This window comes from Halalkalibacter wakoensis JCM 9140 (assembly GCF_000513095.1).
GTDB lineage: Bacteria > Bacillota > Bacilli > Bacillales > Bacillaceae_D > Halalkalibacter > Halalkalibacter wakoensis.
Genome location: NZ_BAUT01000007.1, coordinates 73,285 through 96,672, shown reverse-complemented (window position 1 = coordinate 96,672; position 23,388 = coordinate 73,285). Strand labels below are relative to the sequence as shown.

Here is a 23,388-nt window from a genome sequence, read left to right as displayed (position 1 = left end):
CCTACCATTTTAATTTTTTAATTGTTTCAATCAACAGAAGACGATCTTTTTCGTCTAATCTCCATTCATTTATTTCATTTTTTAGATCGTGCAATGTCCCAAACTCACGGACAAATCCATTTAACCGTGCTGCTATTGTTGAGTTTACAAAGTCCTCATGGGTAGAAAAGAGCTGTAGGATCATTTCGTATGCTTTCTTTGACCGTTTGAAATAATACTTTTGATGCTTATCCTCAGCAAGCGTAAATTGCTCAAAGGGTTTAATCTCTGTCTCTAATCTTTGGTTGGTCTTAGCTTCCCATTTTACTTTAACCTGATCAATGATCTTATTTTGTTTTGAATTATGAAACAACAACAGTGACATATACTGATGACCACCATATCCATCTTTGCGCGGGGTGTGGTTTCGCCAAAATGTGTCCAATAGTTGCTCGAGACTTATAAGGTCAGAGTCAAAATCAACTTGAAGCGTTTCGGTATGATCTCCCATTTGCCGGTATGTAGGATGGTCGGTTGAACCACCAGAGTAGCCGACTCGTGTACGAATCACCCCTTCTAAATGCCCGAACCGAGCATCAGGTCCCCAAAATCATCCCATTCCAAATGTAATCGTCTCAATCTGTCGGGCTTTACGCGAATAATCGTATTTCATTGGTTCCCCCCCTTTTTATGAATGGTTGAACACAAAATTTCTCATAATGAAAAGATAACATATTATCGAGTGAGTAGGTGAAAACATGTACTTTGGTAGTCATGTCAGTATACGAAACGGATACTTAGAAGCAGCAAAGACAGCTCACCAAAAAGGGGCAAATGCTTTTCAATTTTTCCCAAAAAACCCTAGAAGCATAAGTGTGAAAGAGTTTAATCAAGAAGATGCAAAAAACTGTAAGGAATATTGTGAAGAACATAACATCAAATCAATTGTTCACTCACCATACCCTACCAAACTTATTCCTGAGACCAAAGGGGCAGAAGAGCAAATCATTTCTTCTCTAGTGAACGACTTAGAAATTGCAGACGCTTGTGGTGCAATAGGGGTTGTCGTTCATTTTGGTACAACGAAGAAGCTTGAACTTTTAGAAGGATACAAGAAAATGATTCGTGTATTAAATGACGTTGTTTCAAGATTTCATGGTCAAACAATGGTCTTAATTGAAAATAACGCAGGGGCAGGATCGGATATGGGAATCACACTAGAAGAAATGGCTCAAGTTCGTCAATTAACGGACAACCGAGAGAAAATCGGCTTCTGCTTTGACACGTGCCATGCGTTTGCTAGTGGATTGTGGAATGGCGATAATTGGAATGAAGTTGAGGAAAAAGGATTAGAACTTGATTATTTTCCACACTTGAAAGCTATTCATCTTAACAATTCAAAATACCCTTTTTCTTCAAGAAAAGATCGCCATGCTAACTTAACGACTGGTCACCTTACAAGTGAACAAATTAACACTTTACTAAGTTCAAAAGTTCTAAAGGACATTCCGTTTATATTAGAAACACCAAAAGATGAAGGAATCACACATGAAGCTGAAATCCAATGGTTAAACGATTCCATTCATACATAAAGACCCCTATTTCCAAAGCTGTTACAATACAACTTAGTAAAATAGGCAAAAAAATACAAAATATATTATAAAACAGTATTGATTAATAAGTTCTGTTATAATACAATAAGTATAACAAAAACATTTGGAGGGATTAAGAATGACACCTACACCTGAAACTTTTAGAAATATTGAACCTAAAAAATGCACAGATTGTGGCACTAGCATCGTTGAAATGCATGAATCCTATTTAAACCAATGTGACAAATGTTTAAGCTTGATTGATCACAACTAATAACATAAACCTGTAATAGTACAGAAATTCTTTCTAGACTGACATTCGTCAGTCTTTCTTTATATGAGGGCACTGAACAAGGTCGGATATCAGCTTTTTCAATGCCCTCTGTTTAGATGTGGGAGGCGATAAAGAAATGGGGATTTATACAGCTGATCTTTGTGATCAACATAGTGACAAGCTTGATATTGTTGATAATATTTTTAAGCTTTATGGAGCGAGACGGTGTTTTTCTGGTACTATACATACCGTCAAGGTTTTAGATGACAACGTTCTTGTAAAGGAAGCTTTGCAAACCATCCCTAGTGGAAGTGTTCTCGTTGTAGATGGTGGTGGTTCGCGCAATTGTGCCCTTATCGGAGATAATCTGGCTCATATTGCCGTTAAGAGAAAACTAGCTGGAATCATTGTAAATGGTTGCATTCGTGATAGCGCTCAAATTAATGAGATGGATATCGGTATTTATTGCATAGGGACACATCCATTAAAAAGCATTAAGCGAGGAAAAGGAGAACGTGGGATCTCCATCCAGTTTGCTGGTGCCCTATTTGAACCTGGGGCCTATTTATATGCGGATGAAGACGGAATTGTCCTATCACAGGAAGCATTGGATTAACCAAAAAAAGAAAGCGATCTGTTAGGATCAGCTTTCTTTTTTATTTATTAACCTGGGTCGCACCATAATTGACTTTAATAAAAGATAGTAGATTCAACAGAAGGCATCCTGCGGCAAATACAGCTAAGAATACAAATCCTAAACTATATGTCCCTGTTAATTCTTTTACCATTCCCATCAATAAAGGTGGGAAGAACCCCCCGATTCCTCCAACAGCACTGATGATACCTGTTACAGCTCCTGTATTTTTTGGAGATACCTCTGGAACAAGTTTAAAAACAGCCCCATTGCCAGCACCAAGTAGCATCGCCATGATTAAGCAACTAATACTAAAATAAGAAAACTGCTCTAACGTCAAAGCCATTGTTGATGCACTTAAAATAATTCCTAAGAAAAGAAAAGCAATCACCTGGTTTGCACCAACTTTATCTGCTAAGTACCCACCTAATGGTCGAATAAGTGTTGCCGCAACAACAAAAATGGCAACATAAAATCCGGCATTAACGGCTGTCATTTGAAACGTCTGTTGCAACAAGGTCGGCAAATAAAAACCGAATGCCACAAAGCCCCCGAAAGTTAAGAAGTAATATAGAGACAACTGCCACGTAGCCTTGTACTTCGTCACGGATAATGCTTCTTTTAATGTTTTCACTTCTTTTGGACGTGGTAATTCTTTAGTTCCAAACCAGAAAATGACGGTCATTATGCTTAAGGCTATTCCCAGTCCCCAAAAAGCCCATTGTAACCCAAATACGTTTACGATTGATGGTATGGCGAATGATGCAACGGCCGTACCTAAATTTCCCATCCCGATGATTCCTAGCACAAGTCCTTGTTTCTCTTGAGGAAACCATTTTGTTACATAAGTAATGGCGATTGTAAAAGTTGTACCAGCCATACCGATTAAGAAAGCCCAAAAAAGCAATGCTGCAAATGAATTTGCAAAACCAGCAGCAATCATGGGAAATACACTGAAAAACATTGTGAATGTATAAACTTTCCTCGCTCCGTATTTATCTGCGATGATTCCCATTGGAATACGCATGATGGATCCAAGTAATATAGGAATGACAATGATTAAACTTCGTTGAGTCTCACTTAAACCGTATTGCTCCTGTATCGTAGAAGCAATCGGTGAAAAAACAGACCACACCGCGAACGAAATAATCATGGCTATTGTCGATAAAAGTAATGCACTTGTTCTTCCATTGGTTTGCACTTTTGGTCCTCCTTCAGTTGTTGAAACAGCTATTTCAAAAAGCTTAAATATGTATTTTGGATATAGCTTAGAGTTTAGTGCAAATATTTTTAATAATCTATAACCTTGTCACATAATGTGACGAGGTAATATATATTCCAAATGACGGAAATAGGAGTTATTACTTGATGTATCAGGCAATTTTCATATGGTTGAAAAGATGTATCTTAAAGATGTGTTATTTTATGTACCATTCTTTTCATAACTAAAATAAAAAAGCAATTATTAAGATGACTTAATAACTGCTTTTTTTCTATATCGTACATATTTCAACGGGGCAATCACCGCATTGTAAAAAATCCTTGAGAAATTGAAGATCCCGAATGACAATCCGGTTGTTTTCATTATAAAAGATAATGTTTTCTTTCTTTAACTCGTTCATCATCCGATTGACACCTTCACGAGTTGTTCCAATATAATTCGCAATCTCAACATTTGTTAGGTTAATGTTAATAAGAATGCCTTCCTTGTGTTCTACTCCATAGGAATTGCTGAATCGAATGAGCGTTGAGTAGAGTCCGCCCTTTTTGCCACAAAGAATCAAATCACGAAATTTAGATTGTGTAGATTGGTTTTGTATCGAAGACCATTTCATAAACGTCACTGCTAATTCTCCATTTTCCTTAAAAAGAGACTCAACTGTATCAAGATCATATCGTATTAATATGGCATCTTCTTCTACTGTAGCTGTTACAGAAACAGACAACTCGTTAAACATTCCTGTTTCACCAATTAATTCATCTTTTTGTAGAAGGCTTACTGAGAACTCTTTTCCATCAGCCGTTAGTTTGCTTAATCTGACTAACCCTGACAAAATCAAATATATATACGTAGGGGCATCTCCTTCTGAAAAAAGAACAGAACCTGTTTGCGCAGTAATCCTCGTACCCTTTGAAAGCATAAGTTCCTGGTTTTTGTCACTAAGCTGCTCAAAAAAACGTATCATCTTATGTTCTTTTTTTTCCAAAATTTAATCCCCCATTCTTAAAGCTTAGTTCATCCTACCACCGAATTTATACGAAGTAAATCGGTATTTACTATTATGACTATGTTAATGTTCTCTATAGTATGGAACAGTTATAGAAAGAGCGCAAGGAACTCATCCTTGCGCTCTTTACTGTATTATTTATACTCAATTTTTCGCCATTTAAACATCGTTGCTAATGCGATAAGTGACGAGACTAAAGCAACGGTCGTATATCTGTAGATGAGTTCGAATTCATGTCCTAAATAGGCTTCGATCGTCCATTGTAGCATCACAACATTTAAAGCGAGTGCGACAAAGATGATAATCCAGCATATGATTTTAGCCATGGCGAATCTTCCTTCCTGCTGCATACACGACTCCATCCATTACTTCTAGCTCAATTAGAGGCAATTCTCTTTGTGGTGGCCCCGCAATGGGGTGCCCGTTGTTTAGGTCGAAGTAACCTTGGTGACATGGGCAAAGCAATACTTCACTTTCCTTTTCGTAAAAAACAGGGCACATTAAATGCGTACATGCGCTGTTATATGCTTTTAGTTCACCTGTTTTCGTATGAATTAAAAGTGCTGGATCCTTTTCGGTAGGATAGTTGAATGTAACTGATGTTCCTTTTGGTAAATCATCTAATTTCACAATTTTAATCAGTTCTCTCTCTTCATCAAAATCTCCTAAAAACGCTTTAACAGAGAAAGGCAGTGTTGATAGCCTAATGCGACGGTTGCTCCTACAGCTGTCTTCAAGAACGCTCTTCGGTTAAATTTTAAATCGTCAAAACGACTTACGTTATCTGTTAAATTGATCATATCATCCTTACTTTGATGTTTTTCACGTTTGCATTTCATGTCAGACATTTTTTTGCCTCCTCTCTAATCTGAATAAACTCCAAAAAATTCAGGTACGTATTTCCATTTATCATGTTCACTTGGTTTTTTTCCTTCAATTAAATTCATTTGAGTCCGACGTCGGCGAAGGGATTGCATTTCGTCAAAATCAATGAACCGTATAGCTTCACTCGGGCAAACAGATGCACACATCGGAGCTATATCGTATTTCGAACGATCGTAGCACATGTCACATTTATACATCTTGTTCTCCTCAAAATCGAATTTTGGAATACCGAACGGACAGGCGAAAGTGCAATTTCGACAACCGATGCATTTTTCATCCATTGCAGATAAAACGACACCTTCTTCTGTAATTTGGATGGCGTTAGCTGGGCACACTCTTGCACAGGCTGGATCTTTACATTGCATACACATCATCGGGAATGTTTGTCTGCTCTCTGTAAAATCAATATATTCCACATAGTTTCGTTCTTTTGCATCATGGTCTCCGCACTCGCGGCAGGCTGCTTGACATGCGCGGCAGCCGATACAGCGTTCAAATTCGAGATACATAATTTTATTCATACGATGAAACCTCCAGTTGAATTTTTCATTAGGCTTTTTTAAGTTTACAAGCAGCTACTTTGAACTCCGGCATTCTAGAAACAGGATCTAACGCAGGATTCGTTAGTTGATTAACCGCCAACTCTTTCCCCCAGTGATAGGGAATAAAAACGGTATCCTTTCGAATTGCTTTTGTAATTCTTGCTTCGACCGTCATTTCAGAACGCGGGCTAATAATTTGAACTTTATCTTTGTTCGCGATGTTATATTGACTTGCTAATTCAGGATGAATCTCAATATATGGAAGTGGACATTGTTCCATTAAGAAATCAACTCGTCTTGTCTGAGTACCTGATAAATAATGGAAAACTACTCGGCCTGTCGTTAAGATGTGAGGATATTCTTTGGTTGGAACCTCACCTGGCTCTGCCCAATCAACGGCTGCTAAATTGGCTTTCCCATCTTCTGTACCGAACCGTTCCTTAAACATTGTCGGTGTCCCCGGGTGATCTTCTGATGGACATGGCCAAAATACACCATCTTCCTTATCGATTCGCTCCCATGTAATTCCGTGATAATCGGCTTTTCCACCTTTTGATGCAAGACGTAATTCTTCAAAAATCTGTCTAGGGTTGTCATAATTGAAGAACTTTCCTTTGCCCATTCGTTTTGCAATGTCACTCATGATTTGCCAATCTGTTTTCGATTCCCCTAAAGGTTCAGATACTTTACGGATTCGAATCACACGACCTTCTAAATTAGTTGTCGTCCCTTCATCCTCTGCCAAGTTGTAGTTGGCAGGATCACATCAGCAAACTCAGCTGTTTCGGACATAAAGAAATCGCTGACAACTAAAAATTCTAGTTTTTTTAATCCATTCCAAATATGTTCAAGGTTCGGTGCAGATACGGCAGGATTGCTGCACATAATATGCATCGCACGAATGTTCTCATTTTGAATTTCATCAAACATTTCATAAGCAGAAACCCCTGCTTTTGGCATGTCTTCTGGTTTGATTCCCCATACTCCAGCAACGTATTTAACGTGTTCTGGATTATCGATTTTGCGGTAGCCAGGAAGCGCATCTGCTTTTTGTCCGTGTTCACGACCGCCTTGACCATTTCCTTGACCCGTAATCGTTGCAATTCCTGATGCGAATTTTCCAATTTGCCCGCGAATTAAAGCCATGGACGTATAAAGAGTAACATTGTCTACCCCTTTGTTTTGCTGCTCAACACCGCGACAAAAGGTTACGATGGAACGAGGTGATTTTCCGTATATATGTGCTGCTTTGATGATTTTTTCTTTATCGACCCCCGTAATTTCTGCTGTATATTCAGGGGTGAATTTTTTCACCATTGCTTTAAGCTCTTCATAGTTATTACAGCGTTGTTTAACGAATTCTGTATCTACGTACCCTTCTTCAATAATGACGTGCATCAACCCATTTGCTAATGCTGAATCTGTTCCTGGTTTCAAATCTAAATGTACATCAGCCACTCTAGCTGTAGGTGTTTCACGCGGGTCAGCGACGATTAATTTGGCTCCTTTGTCTTTCGCTTTCCATAGCCATTGAATCATTGTCGGATGACATTCAGCAGTATTGGAACCTGCCATGAAAATACAGTCTGTATGTTCAAATTCTGGCAGTGGTAAACTTGAGCCACGGTCAATTCCTAGCGTTTTCATTAATCCTCCTGCAGCTGATGACATGCAGAATCGACCATTATAATCTAGAAATCTCGTTCCAAGTCCAACACGAGCATATTTTCCTACTAAATAGCACTTTTCATTGGTCATTGATACACCGCCAAAGACACCGACCGCATCGTTTCCATGCTTCTTTTGAAGTCTTTTAAAATTCTTTTCGATTAAGTCATACGCTTCTTCCCAAGATGATTCAACAAACTGTCCATTTTTTTTAATTAATGGTTTTAAAATTCGTTCTTTGTGATTAACTGTTTGATAGGCTGTTACTCCTTTTGGACACATCTTCTAATGTAACGGGCCAATCATAACGTGGTTCAACCCCGACAACTTTACCTGATTTTTCATTTACGCGAATGTGCATTCCGCATTGCATTCCGCAATAACAGCAGTGGGTTGTTACTAATTTCTCGCCAGGTTTTTGTAAGTTTTTCACACCATCTTTAACTAGAAATTCGCTCATTTTATTCGTCCCCCGTTTTTTCATAGTATGATTCTTCTCTTTTTTGTCCGAATCCTGGAATATGGATTCCGTTGTTCGTTGGAACTGGTCCGTTAGGAGAAGGTAGATTTGTAGAAATGTTTAATTGTTTCATAACACGAATCTTCCGACGACAGCTCGGGCAATAATCTGCAAGGTAGGAGCCATCTGCTAATTGAAGATCAAAACTTTGAGCTCCAAGTATTTCTTTAACATCCGCTATTTGATCATCATTGCTATAAGGAGCTTCACAAGACTTACAGCTTCTTGTATCTATCCCTACCACTTCTTGATAGTTCATCGGTACAGCAGTAGCCAATGGTCTGACAGGAAGGTGAAATAGTTTTCCAAATGGGAAATAGACTAAGAAAATGACGACCGTAATCTGGTGAATTAATGCTAAATAATTGTGCATCCAGCCACCTAAGAATTTATATGAAACTGTAAGCAATAAACCTGATACAGTCACCCATAACAAGATATATAAAGGAAATAAATCAAATTCAATACGCTGTGTTACCTTTACATCTTGGTTGCGAGAACGTCTGATTAGTGCCATTGTTACACCAATTAACACCATCATGGCTGTAATGTTCAGTCCATTGTAGACGAGCTCAGCGAAAATACCATTTGCTTCCATCGTAATAGTCGGAATTCCCATTACGACTATTTGATATGTTACTGGATCAATGAGTTTAAAATGCATCCATCCAAACGTTAGACCAAATGTAATAGCAAATGACCCGATACAGCCCCACGCAATTAACCAGTGCATAATTCCTCGATAAATGCCTCGTTTGAATATGAATTTCTGAAGAATAATATTGTCAAAAGCGGTTTTCGCGATGGCTTTCCAATTTCTCTTCACTCGATTTTTCTTTTTCATATTTTTGATACTTCTTTTTAATACTTGATGTGTTGCAGGTCGAACAGCCCATGCACATAATCGTATGGTCATCCCAATTGCAAAAACAAAAGATGAAATTAAGTAACCAAATAACATCATGTCAACATGTGAAAATTGCCCGGTCCCGATCCACATTAATAAAATTAAAATCATTACTACGACAAAAGAATACATACTTGCTTTAGAATAAAACGATTTTTCTATTTGGTTCATTTCTGCCACTCCTTATTCTGTAGCTCTTTGTTTGATAGGTTTATTGTAGGTTTTCTCAAAACGTTTAACTGTGAGATACGTCACATTTCCTCACATTTGATGTGACTAAGTATTGAAAACCCTCAGAAATAAAAAAGAAAATACAAAAAAACGAGATCCCATTTTATTGAACAGTAGTGAGGTATCTCGTTTTCAAGCTAATCCTATTAATAAGCATGATTGATATTTAGTTGAAGTGCTCTATCGTAATCATCTTCATTTTTTATTCGGTACGAAAAATCAATAGTATCTATTGTCGCGTGACTTTCATGTAAATTTATGACTTTAAAGGAAGCTCTTTCGATTATCTTCATCAAACTATGATTCTCTTCATCTATTAATTGCTGAGTTAATTTAAGACAAGACCGGTCATACAAGCTATGATACAGTTGTAAATCTCCACTTAAACCAGGAATTACTATTTGAACATCTGTTGTATTGTTTTTTACATTCATCATTTCAACCATAACCTCAGAATTTAGAAAAGGCATATTTGAAGTAGCAAGCCATAATGATTGATTCTTTGATAAAGATAAGGCTGCATGCATACCACTTAATGTCCCTGCTCCTCTATAATAATCTGTGATGATCCGTATGCTGTTTCCAAACAACGGCAAATATACATATGGATCATTTGTAACTAATATCACTTCATCACAAATCTTTTTCATTTCTGACACCTGTTTTTCAATGATCGTCTTCTCACCAAATGGAAGTAAACCAATTAGTTGTTCGTTCTTTAATTTATAGCTCTCACTATCTAAGATGACGCCTGTAAGCTGCATCTCTTTCACCTCCTTTGACTTTAACTATAAAACTAAAAGCAATTGAAAACTGTTAAGTCTGTCACAGTTTAAAATTTTAATCGTGGCAAGCCTAATTTAGTTAAGTGTGATTTTTATCACATTTTTCAAATTCAATTTCTTTTATAATAAGGATAATCAGTGTTAGGGGGATTTTACTATGACAAACTTAACGATAGAACGTAGCATTAACCAAAATACATTTCACCTTTCAGAAAAGACATTAACGGCTTTAACTGGTATTATGTATGAGCAACAAGTCGAAGCAGGAACGTATTTATTTTGGGAAGGCGATACAGCCGATAAGCTGTTTTATATAAAAGAAGGCAATGTTAAACAAATAAAGGGTACATCAGATGGCAAGGAATATATTTTAAACATGTTTGATCGTGGAGATTTGTTTGGAGAAATGAGTAGTTTCATGTCTATCAAATATAGTTACAATGCTGTTGCATTAACAGATTGTACAATTGGAGTTATCCAACAAAAAGACTTAGAAATTCTATTATGGCAGCATGGTGAAATTGCGGTTGAGTTTTTAAAGTGGACGGCTCTTTTAAACCAAATTACACAATCAAAATTGCGTGACTTAACGTTCCATGGCAAGCTTGGGGCATTATGCTCAACGATGATTCGAATGGCTAACTCCTATGGTGAGGAAGTAAAAGATGGAATTCGTTTAACGAAAAAGGTGAAAAACGGTGAATTAGGCGAATATATTGGTGCGACTAGAGAAAGTGTAAATCGAATGTTATCTGATTTACGTTCCAAAAAAATCATTAGTCAAGAAAAAGGGTACCTCCTTATACACGATCTAGACGCATTGAAAGACATATGTCATTGTGAAAACTGTCCGTTAGAAATATGTAGAATGTAAGCGAAAATGAGATTGACTATATGTCAGTCTCATTTTTTTGTTTCCCACTCAATTATATGTGATACTCATCACAGTTTGTTTGAAATAAACCAGTTACACTAGTAGCAAAGGAGTGATTATATGTTATCTGGAAACGTAATAGCTATCACAAGTGGAAAAGGCGGTGTTGGTAAATCAACGGTTGCCGTTAATCTCGCATTATCTTTAGCCAATCTTGGAAAAAAGGTCGCCCTGATTGATCTAGATATATATGGATACAGCGTCCCTAAAATATTAGGAATTAAGTCAAAACCAAAGACAATGAACAACAAAATCATTCCTGTTGGTCATGAAAATATAACGGTTATGTCCATGGGTTTTTTACTTAAAGGGAACGGTCCTGTCGTCTGGAGAGGACCGATGCTTGGGAAAATGATTGACCATTTCTTCGATGATGTCATATGGGGCAAACAAGACTATTTCATTTTAGATTTGCCACCAGGTACGGGAGACATTGCTCTTGATCTTCATCATAAATTACCAAAATGCCAAGAACTTATTGTGACAACTCCTCATCCTAATGCCGTTCATGTGGCTGAGCGTGCAGGAATGATGGCAAAACAAACAAATCATACGATTGTCGGCATAATTGAGAACATGTCCTACTTTGCCCCCCCTCATTCAAATGAAACTTATCACCTTTTTGGTAAGGGCGGAGGCCAAACGCTAGCAGAACGGTTGGGAACGGAATTACTTGCTAACATTCCTATAACGAATCCACAAGAAAATGGTGATCCTGCAGTACTAATTACCGAAGACCACCAATTGGCTCAAATATACAATAGTTTAGCTGAGAAGCTAATTCAAAATATAAACATGGTAAAAGTGTAATGAAAAGATAAGCCTTCCTGAGTTGATTTCTCAGGCAGGCTTATTATATAGATTCTGCCATTTCTATGAGTTGCTCTAAATGATAATTTTTTGAGCTTTTAGTACTTCCCGATAAGAGATATCCCCATCCCTTTTTTGCGAACGCTAATGTATGACCTTCTTCACTTTGATGAAAGTAAGCTTTTGTGCCGTCCTTTAGTGTGACTATTTTATCTTCAGGTGAAATGTGTTTCTCAATTTTGTTTTCTGGAGACATAATTGAAAATAAAAAGTCTTGATGAGGTTTATTCAGCACTCGTAAATAATGTAACCTCAAGTCTCCATCTTTTGTGAGTTGTCCAAATTTATGTGTTGGCCGAAAAGGCATCTTTTTTGGTAGATTTACTTTTCTTCCTTGTTCTCTTTCAAACTGCTTGATCGCTTTTTCAGCTGGGATGTATTGAGTTCCTTCAGCAACATCTTCTTTTTGGGTATGGTTTTGTAATTTGGCATGAGCATCACCATCGCTTACTAGCACAACAGAGTGAACCACAATGAGAAAGATAAGCATAGCTTTAGCTAATTTGTTCAGCATTTTCGTTACCCCCAAATTGGATTTATCTGTATTATGTGTCATTTCAATTCTAGTTATTTGTTTTTCGCGTGAATTAAAAACAGGAGCAAAGAAAAGTGATTGTACTCCACTTCCTTTACTCCTGTTATATTATTTAACGGTAGTTGATAAATTGAACATCAATGGATAGATCGGCTCCCCTTATAGCAGCGATAATAGCTTGAAGATCATCGCGTTTTTTGCCAGTTACACGAATTTGATCGTCTTGAATTTGACTTTTTACTTTTACTCCACTGTTTTTAATAATCGTATTAATTTTTTTCGCTTGTTCCTTATCAATTCCTTGAATTAACTTAGCACGTTGTCGTACAGTACCGCCTGATGCCCCTTCTATTTTCCCGTAGTCTAAATTTTTGATCGAAACATCGCGCTTAATTAATTTTGATATTAGGACATCTTTTAACTGTTCCAATTTGTATTCATCATCTGATACTAACACCAATTCCTCATTGTCAAGTGAAATGGTGCTTTTGCTTCCTTTGAAATCATAACGCGTTTGTATTTCTTTCGTTGCCATCGTTACGGCATTTGTAACCTCAGACATATCAATTTTTGATACAATATCGAATGAACTCTCTTTTGACATTATGTACCTCCACCAACTAGTATTTCCTTTATTATAGAGGAAAAGCAATTCCTGCTTCAAGCTTCTAGTACCGAGAGACTTGTATTTAAGTCGTTTCGGGTTTTAGATTAACCGGATAATTAGCATGAGTAATCCAGTCACTCCAGCTGCCACTATACAGTTTGACGTTTGAAAAACCAGCTTTTTTCAGTGCGATCACATTAGGACAAGCCGATACACCAGAGCCACAATATACAATCATTTCTTTGTCATTAGGAAGGCTTGAGAAAAGATGTTTGAGTTCTGCTTCTTTCTTCCACTCCCCCTTTTCGTTTAAAACCTCTTTCCAAAAGTAATTCAAAGCTCCTGGTATATGTCCAGCAATCGCATCAATGGGCTCTTCTATCCCTAAATACCGGTTTGGTTCTCTTGAATCAACTAAAATTGTATTTGGATCAAATAGTTTTTCTTTTACTTGACGAGCATCTACTGTACTCCACTCAGGATTTAATTTGGCTCTGAATGTCTTTGGAGATTGGGCTGGGGTGTCTGTTGTTACTGGAAATCCTTTGCTGACCCAATTGGAATAACCTCCATCTAGCAAGGCAACATGTTCATGGCCAAAATGCTTGAGTAACCAAAAAAAACGTGAAGCAACCATGCCACCCTGATCATCATAGACAACGACGCTCGTCTTTTCTCCTATCCCCCACTGCCCAAGCTTTTTCACTAACTCGTTTTTGTCAGGGAGAGGATGACGTCCACCATGTAATGTCACCTCTGAGGATAAATCTTTATCTAAGTCAACATAAATTGCCCCTGGTAAATGACCAACTTTGTACAAATTCTTGCCTGCTTGAGGATCTGCTAATGAAAAACGTGTATCAATTATTATATAATCTGAACTTCCTTTTTGTAACTGTTCATGAAGCCATTCCGCTTTAACAATATCCTCCATATGCACACTCTCCTTCTGAAAAAGAAATCTTTTTTCCTTATCCTAACTATCTCATAATCGCTCTATATTTTCTAGAAAATGTTAAAAAGGCTCAAAAGGAATTAACCTTTTGAGCCACTCTTTATTGCACATAGGACGGTATCGTTTTTTTCGCTTCAAAACAACTTAATAAATAAGCACAAAATGTCCCAGCAACAAGAGATAGGACACTTACTAGGAATAACGGGATATTCGCCTCTATTCCAGGATAAATGACTACAATTGATCCAAAAATAAACCCAATCATAACCGCATATGTGGCTATTTTAAATTTAACTAACATGATCGAAATCAATTTGCTCGTAAGAACGAGTCCTATTGCAATTCCCGACCCAATTGTTATAATAACCGGTATGTTAAAGGTAGATAATGCATTAATAACCGTTGGATATACACCTAGTAATAAGAAAATAAAAGATCCGCTAATTCCTGGCAAGATCATCGCTGAACTAGCTAGCCATCCTGCTGCAAACAATAACGCATAATCAGTCCAACCTAAATGGCTCATGACAGCTGTAAGCTCATTTCTGTTAATTAATACAGTCGATCCTACAATGACAGCACCTATAGCTAACAAAACGTAGTGAAGCGGACGAAACGATTGCCTGTATTGAATTTCCTTTAGTAGTAGCGGAATAATTCCAATAATTAACCCTAAGAAAAAGAAAAAGGTAGGTTGAGGGTATTCAGCCAACAGCCAGTCAATAACGTGGCTAATCGATAGTAAGGCAACGCCAATACCCAGCCCTAAAGGCAACAGAAATAAAACATGTTTCTTCCACTCTCTTGAAAACAAACCATTAATGGCTGAAATTAGCGAATGATAAATACCAAGTACTAACGCGATTGTTCCACCGCTTACCCCTGGAATCAAATCACTAATACCCATTGTAAAACCTCTAAGAATATTACTCCATCTAAACAACGTTCATTTCTCCTATCAGTTATACTAGTTGTTATTTGCAATGATAATCATATGTCTTAACAGAATCAAAAAGCAACAACTTTCTCTATTATCTCTAATTTTAATGCATTTTTCTACAATTGCTTTGTTTTAATTTCTTGTAGTTTTTTCAACGGGATTATTTCTTAAAAATGTTATATACTTTCAATTGGATCCGAATTTTTACTAAAGGAGTGTTTGTGATGTCAAAAATGAATGAATTTGTATTAGCATGGATGTCTCATCGTAACGTGTTGATTCAGTTGCTAGAGAAAATGGAAGACGAACAAATTAACTATAAACCATGGGAAGATGCCATGTCTCTTTCTGAACTCGTTCTACATATTTCTGGATCAATGGACATGTTTGCCAAAACAGTACAAAACGGTGTGTTTGTTCCTCCAACGGAAGTCGTGACTGTCCAATCCATCGGTGAGTTAAAAGAAATCGTCACATCTCAAACAAATGAAACAAAAACAATCCTAGAACAACTTACTCCAGCGCAATTAGATAAGCATATTGAATTTGCTGGGATGAATTTACCCGGTCATGCTTTACTCAATAGTGCAAAAGACCACGAAATTCATCATAAAGGTCAATTGTTCACATACGCACGTTTACTTGGGATCGATGAATTACCGTTCTTTGTAAGTCGTTAGTAATAATTGGCTCTTTTCATGTGAGGCCATCCATGGTATATTTAATTGGCGATGAGCTAATTTGCATAAGACGAGATTGACGCGCCTTTTAGGCAATGCACTATGTGGAGTGCTGTCTCTCGCAGCAATACGCACAAAAGACGTCCTTAAGGGCGTCTTTTTTATGTTTATTTCCTTTTTTTACTTTAGTGGTCAGAAATTCAGAAACAAGAGAATCACATTTCTACATATTCACGTTTAATTAAATCTCTCAATTTTCCGCCACTTTTCTCCGGTTATTAACGTTGTTTTTCTATTGAGTTCATTGTTGAACCTTTCGTATCGTGACCACTAGCAACCTCATTTTCATAACTATTTAAACAGAATTTCTTATGTTGATTTTGATCGTTCGTTTATATCATATACTTATTTGGCACGCAGATAGGTAAGCGTTGATGTAAAAAGAGAGCATGTGTAATTTGTTTACATGCTTTTTCATGAAACGTTTGAATGTGACAAACATCATTTTTATCATCAATTATTGGTGCTACTATTTTACTATCGGTAAAAGGTGTTTTATATAAATCTTTTTGATGAGCATTTAGAGGAGGAATTTGCTTGGTTATCCCGAAGGAGCATGGAACGTGGTTAATGTTTTTTCTACCTTTATTTTTGGGGATGTTCTTATCTAGTCCAGATTGGATGCATATCCCCTTTTTAATAGGATGGTTTTTTATTTACTTATCCTCCACTCCTTTTTTAACGATTTTTCGTAACCGAAAACAGCAAAAGAAAATGTTTCCTTGGTTATTCATTTATGGCTTTGTTGCGATTATTTTTTTAGTACCGGTCTTATGGTACTATCCAATTTTATTTTTACTCAGTTTTATCCTTATCCCTTTATCGATTAACATTTACTTTATCAAAAAGAAAAATGAGCGAACGTTGCTAAATAATTTAAGTGCGATTATGACTTTCTCCTTTGGTGGTGCTTCTGTTTTTTTAATCGGGAATGGAGAGTGGTCTAGTGAAGTGATTTACCTAGTAGCTTGGGTTGTTTTTTATTTTATGGGAAGTACGTTTTATGTAAAGTCGATGATAAGAGAACGCAAAAACCTAACCTTCAAGAAAACATCACATGTTTATCATGCCACTTTGCTAGTTATTCCTTGGCTTTTAACGGTTCCTATAATGGCTATTGCCTTTTTTCCCGGGGTGATAAAAGATTGGATCACTCCTCGTACTACAGCGCTAAAGCCCATTGTTATTGGCATGATTGAATTGGCGAATGGTGTTGTTTTTTTAGTGCTGAGCTTAATTATCTTAAGTTAAATGATCACCTAATATTATAGTAAAAAAGCTTCTTATTAGACTAAACACCTAATAAGAAGCTTTTTAATTACACCATAATTTTACAAACGTCATTTGTAAATTCAAGAGGATCGTTGATAGGGAGCCCTTCAATAAGGAGAGCTTGGTTATATAAAAGGTTCGTGTAAAGAGCTAACTTTTCTTGATCGCTCTCATGTGCTTTTTTCAGTGATTGAAACACTTCGTGGTTTAAATTGATTTCAAGTACTTTGTCTGCTTTGATATTTGGATTATCTGGCATCGACTGAAGGATTTTTTCCATTTCAATTGATACTTCCCCTTCTGTTGCTAAGCAAACAGGATGTGATTTCAATCGCTTCGAAACTCGAACGTCTTTCACTTTACCTGCCAACACTTGTTTCATCGAATCGAACAGTTCTTTGTTTTCACTTTCTTCGGATTTTGTATCTTCTTGACTGTCCTCTGTTTCAATTCCAAGGTCTCCACTTGAAACAGACTTAAATTCTTTTTCTTTATAGGACGATAACATTCGAATGGCAAATTCGTCTACATCTTCAGTAAAGTAAAGAACTTCAAAGCCTTTATCTGTTACAAGTTCAAGTTGAGGTAATTTTTCAATACGCTCTTGCGATTCACCAGCGGCATAATAAATATACTTTTGATCCTCTGGCATTCTCGATACATATTCACCGAGAGTTACTAGTTTCTTTTCTTTCGAAGAGAAGAACATGAGCAAATCTTGAAGTGTATCCTTACTACTAATATCCGAGTACACCCCGTACTTTAACTGTCTACCAAAGGCTTTGTAAAATTGATCATACTTTTCACGCTCTTCTTTTAAGAGACTTTGTAGCGCACCTTTAATTTTGCTTTTAATGTTTTTTGCAATGAGTTTTAATTGACGATCATGTTGCAAAATTTCACGAGAGATATTCAAAGACAAATCTTCAGAATCGACCATTCCTTTCACAAAGCTAAAATGATCTGGTAAGAGATCGGCACATTTATCCATGATTAATACTCCATTTGAGTAAAGCTCTAAACCTTTTTCAAACTCTTTTGAGTAGTAGTCAAATGGAATATTTTCTGGAATGTATAAAATCGAATGATAACGAACCGCTCCGTCCACACTTAAATGAACATGTTTTAAGGGCTTGTCGAACCCGTAATGTTTTTCATTGTAAAAGCTTTCATAGTCTTCTGTTGTAAGTTCGTTTTTGTTCTTTTTCCAGATTGGAACCATGCTGTTAATGATCTGTTCCTCTGTAAATTCATCCCACTCATTGTCGCTACCTTCTTTAGGCGTTCTTTGCGTAACATCCATTTTGATTGGGTAGCGAATAAAATCTGAGTATTTTTTGATAATCGTTTTTAATCGGTAATCTTCTAAATACTCATCATAACTTTCATCTTCTGTATTTTCTTTAATTTTAATGACGATTTCGGTTCCAAAAGAATCTTTAGTAGCTTGTTCAATCGTATATCCTTCAGCTCCGTCTGACTCCCATTTATATGCTTCTTCACTTCCTAATGCTTTGCTCGTTACAGTTACGACATCTGCTACCATAAAGGCTGAATAAAATCCTACACCAAATTGTCCAATAATATCGTGACCATCTTTACTTTCATTTTCTTTTTTAAAAGCAAGTGAACCACTTTTTGCGATTGTCCCTAAGTTTGTTTCTAGCTCTTCTTTTGTCATTCCTATTCCAGTATCAGTAATCGTCAACGTTCTATTTTCTTTGTCCGCTGATAGTTTTATGTAATAATCATTCTGATTAAAGCTAATGCTGTCATCTGTTAAGGCTTTGTAGTACATTTTATCGATCGCATCACTCGCATTAGAAATTAATTCTCGTAGGAAGATTTCCTTTTGAGTATAAATCGAGTTAATCATCATCTCCAATAACCTTTTTGATTCTGCTTTAAACTGTCTTTTTTCCATAGTTGAACTCCTTTCAATTTGCATTGTTAGCACTTGGATCATCTGAGTGCTAACCCTAAATTTAATTTTACATATCCGTTTTTGAATGTCAATTTAAATTGATTGTTTTTAGAGAGTTAGAACGTATTTGTTCACCAGTACAAACTCATGTAGAAAGAAAGCTTGTGAACGAGTTCGTCTCTCCCGTTGGTATAAACAAAAAAACGTACTGTTAGAAACTTAACAGTACGTTAAATGTATGTAACTACTAGGGATAAGACCCCTAATAGTAATGGTTAAACCTACAACATTCTGTATCCATAACGTTCGATAAGCCATGTTTTGTACCATTGTACTGCGAACGGTTTTACCCTCGTACTCCGGTGGTAATCATCTATCTACAAGACTGTGTCTGTCGATCTCTCCGTTGTTATTCCTTCAAGATCGTTCCCCTACCAAATTTGGGTTTCTCGCTCGTGGGGTTTACCGCGTTCCACCTCTTTCGTTTCCAAAAGAGCTTCGTCACTGTGGCACTTTCAAGGGTACTCGACCATAGCAGATGCCTTAGGTTCTTTTCCCTGCCGTCAACCTAGTCTAGACCAAGTTGCCTTAGCTTATTTATTGGCTAGGCACGAACACTACGATCATTTCAGATCGTGCGAGCATGGACTTTCCTCTACATCAAAAGATGCAGCGATTACCTGAACGTTATATCAGCTGTTGTTAAGAACAGTATAGCACAGTTAGAAATTCCGCGCAACTATTATTTGTTCACTTGTATTTATTTAAGATTTTTATTGTAATCGTCTTAAAGGTACCCTTTCAAGCAGACCTCCATCAATCAGACCAATTGAAGCTTCTATTTCCTCCACCTTGCTTAAATAATGACAGCCCATGCAATTTGTTCGTTGTCCTTCGTAAACACCTTTTTTGTCTAATGTAAAAGCTTCGGCAATGATGCCACCTTTGTCATCTTCAATCTCATATCTTAAAGATGAAAGTAACATTTTCTCGTCATCACCTATGTAAGTGATTTTCGGTTCTATCTCCACATCCGACCCTACCCGGAACAATTTATAATCAATGATCCAATCATTTGTTTGTCCCTGAAAAGAAACTGAATGGCTCTTCTTAAACACATTAGGTTGAACCATTTGTCCATGTGATAATCCTAAGCATAGAACTAGTCCTATTAAGATTGCTGCTATTATGATCATCCGCTTCACATAACTCACCTCATAATCAGTGTTTGTATCCAAACACTGATTATTCTGCAGGTTAAGTGAGCTCCCCTATTACCTAACCTTACTCACAAACTATCACTTCCCTCAAAAAGGCACTTTTTTTCGCAACGCATCGATCAACAACCTGAAAGCCGGCCGCTTCAATCACTGTATCCATGGGCTCGATCGTCACGATAACCAATTTGCGTGAAAATCGACGAGCGCTTTGAATCATTTCTAGTTTTTCTTGTGAGGTTATCACAGAACAAAGATTATAAGGCATATCGATAATCGAAACATCATACTGACCTTCGACATCACGAATGTCACCTAAAGTAACATCACCTGTCAGGCCAAAATGATCGATGTTCCCTCTTGCACCTGGGATGACAAGACGGTTAATGTCTCTTCCTACAATATCGACGCTCATAGAAAGCGCTTCTACAAGTACTGTACCAATACCGCAACAAGGATCCATCACCTTCATCCCTTCCGGATATGGGACCGCAATATTAACAACAGCTCTTGCAACTCGGGTACTAAGCGCTGTTGAATATTGGTGAGGTTTTTGTTGATGTTGAAACCAAATAGCTTCACTTTTATGATAAATGCCAAAAATCCATTTGCCATTTATGTTCATAATCGCTAATAACAACTGAGGAGTGACTAAGTCGACTTCTCCATTTATGAGGAGACCAATTGTTCGTTCCATCTGTTTTCTTTCGTTAAAGCGAACCCCGCCGACTTTTTCGTAATCAGGATTTTTGACAAAAATAACTTTAAAAGTCTCATCAATTAGTAAGTTTGCTTCAAAAATCTTTTTATGCAATTCTTCAAACGTTGGACAAGAATAAAGAACATCCACTCTTTCTCTCATAAAAGGGCTTCGGTTCGGGTTAATCGCTCTTGTGCTTTTAATAAAAAATGAATCGGTATCAACATTAAAAAAGGCGCGCTGTTCCATTTTGCAAAGTTCTTGTTCATCCTTACTGTATGAGTAGGTATAGAGGTAAGAGTCAAGCTGCTGTTTGTTAAGATTCATCAAATCATTTCACCTTTTATTCTATAACGTTTTGAATCAAGTATATCGCATTATAGCAAAAATGAAAAAGCACCCTATATAAGGGTACTTTTAAAAGGACAGAATCCAACTAAATTAGAGATATTTTTAACTGAAAAGAGAAAGTCTTTTTAGTTTTTGTATGTATGTTTTGAAGTACCAGCAAATGGATTGGTAGTATATGTAATTCCTTTTCCTGATCTTTTTTCTTCTAAATTCATTCGTTTCCCTAACGAGGCAAACATCCAAGCAAAACAAGCGAAAATGACCAAACTGCCGATAATTGTAATTAGAAGAATCAAATCATCCACGTTTAAAACCTCCACTGCTTCTATTTGTTTCATAGTACCACAGATCAATTTTAATTTGGTCAAAAAAATGGTAATTTATAGAACTTGAACAAAGCAACATCTAAATGTTAGTTACTATCCATGTTAGATGTGCGTAAAACATCTAAATCTGGATACAGTAACTAAGAAGGAGGGAAAGTTTTATGACTAGGAAAACACTCATTTTTGTTCTCTTATTTCTTTTTGCAACCATTCCTGTTTATGCTCAAAGTAATGAGGATGGTTACGTCGAAGTGTACGACCTACAACTAGATAAAATCACGAAAACGATTCCCGTTTCTGAAGAAATCCTTACTAAAGCGGAACGTTATCTTACTAATATTGATGAGCTCTACAAAAAATTTAAGCCTATGCCTCAAAAAGGAAAATTAATCAGAATCCCATTTAACTCCTCAATTCATATAAAGAACAAATGGGTTACCTCAAGCATTCAAGAAGTCATTTTTATAATACCGGAAAATGATTCTTCCCTTTTACTCGTTTTCGACGAAGAGAAAACTCCATTCTTTTTTACATTCACAGAAAATATCGATGAATTGTTAGCAGAAATAGATGATACAGCGGAATAAAAATGACATCAGGTTTTCTACACCTCAGTAGATAACCTGATTCCGCATATTATGAAGGACAATACTATCATATACTTTAATCTCGCCTCGCATTTTTATACATTTTTTTCGTGACTTTTTGAATTGGTATCAATTGGTCCTTTCTTTTTCTTTGATTCTTCCATATAATTTCCTGTTGGGAAGGAGGAAAAAGAAATGGCGGAATTAAAACAATTTATCTTTTTTGATTTCGAAATGCTTTGTTCGGATGAGGGTATGTCTTTTGAATCAATGGAAGCCATTAGGTTAGGTGCGGTAAAATATAACCTTCAAACCAAAGAAGTTTTAACGTTTGATGAATATATAAAACCTTTATCTACTAAACCTTTAAGTGAGTTCTGTAAAGAGTTAACTGGCATTGATAATCAACATTTAGCCGATGCTAGTTCATTCCAACAAGTTTTAGAACAATTTTTAACATGGGTCGGTGGAATAAAGAAATCTAGGTTCTTTTCGTGGTCTCCTAGTGATTTACATCGCCTAAAAGTTGATTCACGCATACACGGGATTCCAAGTTCGACGATAGCAAAAATCGAAAAACGTTATGTCGACTTTCAGGAGATATTTACAAAACGCGTGTCCAAAACAAATGCATCGGTTGAATCAGCTCTACAATTATATGGCCTCGATTTTATAGGGGAAAAGCACCACCCCATGTATGATTCATATAACACATTGCGCATTTATTTAAAGTTTTTAGACGAACCTATACAATCGGATTTGATTATGTTAAATCAGTTTATTTTTGAACAAGAACCTCTTCCGTTTAACAAAGTAAATGCTAAGCTCAATCATAAGATTTTAGAAGACTTTTCTCAATTGCTTGCAAATGATGTGATTCATATGAAAGAAGCTAGAAAAATCCTCAAGAAAACAAGTAAGTTAGTAAAGAAATACAACAATGTATTGATTAATCGTTCTGGATTATTTACGGACGAAAACATTAAATTAATTGAGGAGCTAGTTGCTTTTTATCACGATTTCTTAAACACTTTTAACGAACATCATTCTTTTTCATCTAAAGTGTTAATTTTAGATCATTATATCACTACGAACTCAACGCTTTACTTGAAGCAAGGTTAATTGACCTGCTTCTTACATAAAAACCACTTCACCTTAAAGTCAAACCTAGCAGTCATTTTTTGG

Annotated in this window: 25 protein-coding genes, 1 other RNA gene and 2 pseudogenes; 9 read left to right on the top strand and 19 right to left on the bottom strand. The window is 36.6% G+C overall.

Annotation, left to right across the window (positions count from 1 at the left end; genetic code table 11):
• Position 1 precedes the first annotated feature (1 nt).
• A pseudogene (locus JCM9140_RS05235) lies at positions 2–577 on the bottom strand (peptide-methionine (S)-S-oxide reductase MsrA); the annotation flags it as partial.
• A 160-nt stretch (positions 578–737) separates the two neighbouring features.
• Here JCM9140_RS05235 and JCM9140_RS05230 point away from each other — a divergent pair.
• The 3 genes from JCM9140_RS05230 to rraA all read left to right on the top strand — a co-directional run bounded on the left by JCM9140_RS05230 (position 738) and on the right by rraA (position 2,461).
• Entirely contained in the window at positions 738–1,571 is an 834-nt protein-coding gene (locus tag JCM9140_RS05230; RefSeq protein WP_034743294.1) for a deoxyribonuclease IV, read from the top strand.
• Positions 1,572–1,710: 139 nt separating this feature from the next.
• Positions 1,711–1,845, top strand: coding sequence for a protein YhfH (gene yhfH, locus JCM9140_RS23005; protein ID WP_081727567.1), 135 nt, complete (start codon positions 1,711–1,713; stop codon positions 1,843–1,845).
• 136 nt (positions 1,846–1,981) lie between these two features.
• Positions 1,982–2,461, top strand: a complete 480-nt coding sequence (gene rraA / locus JCM9140_RS05225; RefSeq protein WP_034743291.1) for a ribonuclease E activity regulator RraA — start codon at positions 1,982–1,984, stop codon at positions 2,459–2,461.
• Positions 2,462–2,501: 40 nt separating this feature from the next.
• Here rraA and JCM9140_RS05220 read toward each other — a convergent pair whose 3' ends face one another.
• The 9 genes and pseudogenes from JCM9140_RS05220 to JCM9140_RS05185 all read right to left on the bottom strand — a co-directional run bounded on the left by JCM9140_RS05220 (position 2,502) and on the right by JCM9140_RS05185 (position 10,224).
• Positions 2,502–3,632, bottom strand: coding sequence for an MFS transporter (locus tag JCM9140_RS05220; RefSeq protein ID WP_052002075.1), 1,131 nt, complete (start codon positions 3,630–3,632; stop codon positions 2,502–2,504).
• A 340-nt stretch (positions 3,633–3,972) separates the two neighbouring features.
• Positions 3,973–4,686: a Crp/Fnr family transcriptional regulator gene (locus tag JCM9140_RS05215; RefSeq protein WP_052002074.1), complete on the bottom strand. Its 714-nt coding sequence runs from the start codon at positions 4,684–4,686 to the stop codon at positions 3,973–3,975.
• 155 nt (positions 4,687–4,841) lie between these two features.
• Positions 4,842–5,033: a hypothetical protein gene (locus JCM9140_RS05210; RefSeq protein WP_034743285.1), complete on the bottom strand. Its 192-nt coding sequence runs from the start codon at positions 5,031–5,033 to the stop codon at positions 4,842–4,844.
• Positions 5,026–5,337 carry a QcrA and Rieske domain-containing protein gene (locus JCM9140_RS24375; RefSeq protein WP_235715281.1) on the bottom strand — a complete coding sequence of 104 codons (312 nt, stop codon included), beginning with the start codon at positions 5,335–5,337 and terminating at the stop codon, positions 5,026–5,028. The genes JCM9140_RS05210 and JCM9140_RS24375 overlap by 8 nt, the downstream gene beginning before the upstream one ends.
• A gap of 35 nt (positions 5,338–5,372) precedes the next feature.
• Positions 5,373–5,555, bottom strand: coding sequence for a twin-arginine translocation signal domain-containing protein (locus JCM9140_RS24370; protein WP_235715280.1), 183 nt, complete (start codon positions 5,553–5,555; stop codon positions 5,373–5,375).
• Positions 5,556–5,570: 15 nt separating this feature from the next.
• Positions 5,571–6,113 (bottom strand): 4Fe-4S dicluster domain-containing protein, encoded by a 543-nt coding sequence (locus tag JCM9140_RS05200; RefSeq protein WP_034743282.1) that lies wholly within the window; start codon positions 6,111–6,113, stop codon positions 5,571–5,573.
• Positions 6,114–6,141: 28 nt separating this feature from the next.
• Positions 6,142–8,262, bottom strand: a pseudogene (gene fdhF / locus JCM9140_RS05195) (formate dehydrogenase subunit alpha).
• A 1-nt stretch (position 8,263) separates the two neighbouring features.
• Complete coding sequence (locus tag JCM9140_RS05190) at positions 8,264–9,400, bottom strand: MFS transporter (RefSeq protein WP_034743279.1); 1,137 nt, start codon at positions 9,398–9,400, stop codon at positions 8,264–8,266.
• A 206-nt stretch (positions 9,401–9,606) separates the two neighbouring features.
• Entirely contained in the window at positions 9,607–10,224 is a 618-nt protein-coding gene (locus tag JCM9140_RS05185; protein ID WP_034743277.1) for an NTP transferase domain-containing protein, read from the bottom strand.
• Positions 10,225–10,402: 178 nt separating this feature from the next.
• On the opposite strand from JCM9140_RS05185, the gene JCM9140_RS05180 reads away from it, so the two are divergent.
• Both JCM9140_RS05180 and JCM9140_RS05175 read left to right on the top strand, forming a co-directional pair.
• Positions 10,403–11,119, top strand: a complete 717-nt coding sequence (locus tag JCM9140_RS05180) for a Crp/Fnr family transcriptional regulator (RefSeq protein WP_034743274.1) — start codon at positions 10,403–10,405, stop codon at positions 11,117–11,119.
• Between the two features lie 120 nt (positions 11,120–11,239).
• Entirely contained in the window at positions 11,240–11,989 is a 750-nt protein-coding gene (locus tag JCM9140_RS05175) for an Mrp/NBP35 family ATP-binding protein (RefSeq protein ID WP_052002073.1), read from the top strand.
• Positions 11,990–12,032: 43 nt separating this feature from the next.
• On the opposite strand, the gene JCM9140_RS05170 is transcribed toward JCM9140_RS05175, so the two are convergent.
• The 4 genes from JCM9140_RS05170 to JCM9140_RS05155 all read right to left on the bottom strand — a co-directional run bounded on the left by JCM9140_RS05170 (position 12,033) and on the right by JCM9140_RS05155 (position 15,089).
• Positions 12,033–12,563, bottom strand: a complete 531-nt coding sequence (locus JCM9140_RS05170; protein ID WP_034743272.1) for a hypothetical protein — start codon at positions 12,561–12,563, stop codon at positions 12,033–12,035.
• A gap of 133 nt (positions 12,564–12,696) precedes the next feature.
• Entirely contained in the window at positions 12,697–13,188 is a 492-nt protein-coding gene (locus tag JCM9140_RS05165) for a YajQ family cyclic di-GMP-binding protein (protein WP_034743270.1), read from the bottom strand.
• Between the two features lie 85 nt (positions 13,189–13,273).
• The gene (locus JCM9140_RS05160; protein WP_034743267.1) at positions 13,274–14,125 is read right to left on the bottom strand and encodes a sulfurtransferase; all 852 of its coding nucleotides are present in this window, start codon (positions 14,123–14,125) and stop codon (positions 13,274–13,276) included.
• 121 nt (positions 14,126–14,246) lie between these two features.
• Positions 14,247–15,089 carry a DUF368 domain-containing protein gene (locus JCM9140_RS05155; protein ID WP_034743265.1) on the bottom strand — a complete coding sequence of 281 codons (843 nt, stop codon included), beginning with the start codon at positions 15,087–15,089 and terminating at the stop codon, positions 14,247–14,249.
• A 221-nt stretch (positions 15,090–15,310) separates the two neighbouring features.
• Between JCM9140_RS05155 and JCM9140_RS05150 the strand changes: the two genes are divergently transcribed.
• Both JCM9140_RS05150 and JCM9140_RS05145 read left to right on the top strand, forming a co-directional pair.
• Complete coding sequence (locus JCM9140_RS05150) at positions 15,311–15,766, top strand: DinB family protein (RefSeq protein ID WP_034743262.1); 456 nt, start codon at positions 15,311–15,313, stop codon at positions 15,764–15,766.
• 597 nt (positions 15,767–16,363) lie between these two features.
• The gene (locus JCM9140_RS05145; RefSeq protein ID WP_052002072.1) at positions 16,364–17,077 is read left to right on the top strand and encodes a YwiC-like family protein; all 714 of its coding nucleotides are present in this window, start codon (positions 16,364–16,366) and stop codon (positions 17,075–17,077) included.
• Positions 17,078–17,144: 67 nt separating this feature from the next.
• Here JCM9140_RS05145 and htpG read toward each other — a convergent pair whose 3' ends face one another.
• The 5 genes from htpG to JCM9140_RS05125 all read right to left on the bottom strand — a co-directional run bounded on the left by htpG (position 17,145) and on the right by JCM9140_RS05125 (position 21,595).
• A complete protein-coding gene (htpG, locus tag JCM9140_RS05140) occupies positions 17,145–19,022 on the bottom strand; it encodes a molecular chaperone HtpG (protein WP_034743256.1) in 1,878 nt (625 codons plus the stop codon).
• A gap of 305 nt (positions 19,023–19,327) precedes the next feature.
• Positions 19,328–19,710, bottom strand: an RNA gene (rnpB, locus tag JCM9140_RS23000) — RNase P RNA component class B.
• Positions 19,711–19,795: 85 nt separating this feature from the next.
• Positions 19,796–20,227: a hypothetical protein gene (locus JCM9140_RS05135; RefSeq protein ID WP_034743253.1), complete on the bottom strand. Its 432-nt coding sequence runs from the start codon at positions 20,225–20,227 to the stop codon at positions 19,796–19,798.
• A 79-nt stretch (positions 20,228–20,306) separates the two neighbouring features.
• Positions 20,307–21,266: a TRM11 family SAM-dependent methyltransferase gene (locus JCM9140_RS05130; protein ID WP_034743251.1), complete on the bottom strand. Its 960-nt coding sequence runs from the start codon at positions 21,264–21,266 to the stop codon at positions 20,307–20,309.
• Between the two features lie 149 nt (positions 21,267–21,415).
• Positions 21,416–21,595 carry a hypothetical protein gene (locus JCM9140_RS05125; RefSeq protein WP_034743247.1) on the bottom strand — a complete coding sequence of 60 codons (180 nt, stop codon included), beginning with the start codon at positions 21,593–21,595 and terminating at the stop codon, positions 21,416–21,418.
• A 182-nt stretch (positions 21,596–21,777) separates the two neighbouring features.
• Here JCM9140_RS05125 and JCM9140_RS05120 point away from each other — a divergent pair, with 182 nt between their 5' ends.
• Positions 21,778–22,203: a hypothetical protein gene (locus JCM9140_RS05120; RefSeq protein ID WP_034743245.1), complete on the top strand. Its 426-nt coding sequence runs from the start codon at positions 21,778–21,780 to the stop codon at positions 22,201–22,203.
• Between the two features lie 195 nt (positions 22,204–22,398).
• Positions 22,399–23,325 carry a 3'-5' exonuclease gene (locus JCM9140_RS05115; protein WP_034743242.1) on the top strand — a complete coding sequence of 309 codons (927 nt, stop codon included), beginning with the start codon at positions 22,399–22,401 and terminating at the stop codon, positions 23,323–23,325.
• The last annotated feature ends 63 nt before the right edge of the window (positions 23,326–23,388 follow it).

Coding starts and splice junctions, on each gene's coding strand:
- JCM9140_RS05200 (WP_034743282.1), bottom strand. CDS start 6,113: ATGAATAAAATTATGTATCTCGAATTTGAACGCTGTATCGGCTGCCGC.
- JCM9140_RS05230 (WP_034743294.1), top strand. CDS start 738: ATGTACTTTGGTAGTCATGTCAGTATACGAAACGGATACTTAGAAGCA.
- JCM9140_RS05150 (WP_034743262.1), top strand. CDS start 15,311: ATGTCAAAAATGAATGAATTTGTATTAGCATGGATGTCTCATCGTAAC.
- yhfH (WP_081727567.1), top strand. CDS start 1,711: ATGACACCTACACCTGAAACTTTTAGAAATATTGAACCTAAAAAATGC.
- JCM9140_RS05175 (WP_052002073.1), top strand. CDS start 11,240: ATGTTATCTGGAAACGTAATAGCTATCACAAGTGGAAAAGGCGGTGTT.
- JCM9140_RS05160 (WP_034743267.1), bottom strand. CDS start 14,125: ATGGAGGATATTGTTAAAGCGGAATGGCTTCATGAACAGTTACAAAAA.
- rraA (WP_034743291.1), top strand. CDS start 1,982: ATGGGGATTTATACAGCTGATCTTTGTGATCAACATAGTGACAAGCTT.
- JCM9140_RS05210 (WP_034743285.1), bottom strand. CDS start 5,033: ATGGCTAAAATCATATGCTGGATTATCATCTTTGTCGCACTCGCTTTA.
- JCM9140_RS05170 (WP_034743272.1), bottom strand. CDS start 12,563: ATGCTGAACAAATTAGCTAAAGCTATGCTTATCTTTCTCATTGTGGTT.
- JCM9140_RS05115 (WP_034743242.1), top strand. CDS start 22,399: ATGGCGGAATTAAAACAATTTATCTTTTTTGATTTCGAAATGCTTTGT.
- JCM9140_RS05185 (WP_034743277.1), bottom strand. CDS start 10,224: ATGCAGCTTACAGGCGTCATCTTAGATAGTGAGAGCTATAAATTAAAG.
- JCM9140_RS05190 (WP_034743279.1), bottom strand. CDS start 9,400: ATGAACCAAATAGAAAAATCGTTTTATTCTAAAGCAAGTATGTATTCT.
- JCM9140_RS05130 (WP_034743251.1), bottom strand. CDS start 21,266: ATGAATCTTAACAAACAGCAGCTTGACTCTTACCTCTATACCTACTCA.
- JCM9140_RS05220 (WP_052002075.1), bottom strand. CDS start 3,632: ATGATTATTTCGTTCGCGGTGTGGTCTGTTTTTTCACCGATTGCTTCT.
- htpG (WP_034743256.1), bottom strand. CDS start 19,022: ATGGAAAAAAGACAGTTTAAAGCAGAATCAAAAAGGTTATTGGAGATG.
- JCM9140_RS24370 (WP_235715280.1), bottom strand. CDS start 5,555: ATGTCTGACATGAAATGCAAACGTGAAAAACATCAAAGTAAGGATGAT.
- JCM9140_RS05180 (WP_034743274.1), top strand. CDS start 10,403: ATGACAAACTTAACGATAGAACGTAGCATTAACCAAAATACATTTCAC.
- JCM9140_RS05165 (WP_034743270.1), bottom strand. CDS start 13,188: ATGTCAAAAGAGAGTTCATTCGATATTGTATCAAAAATTGATATGTCT.
- JCM9140_RS05120 (WP_034743245.1), top strand. CDS start 21,778: ATGACTAGGAAAACACTCATTTTTGTTCTCTTATTTCTTTTTGCAACC.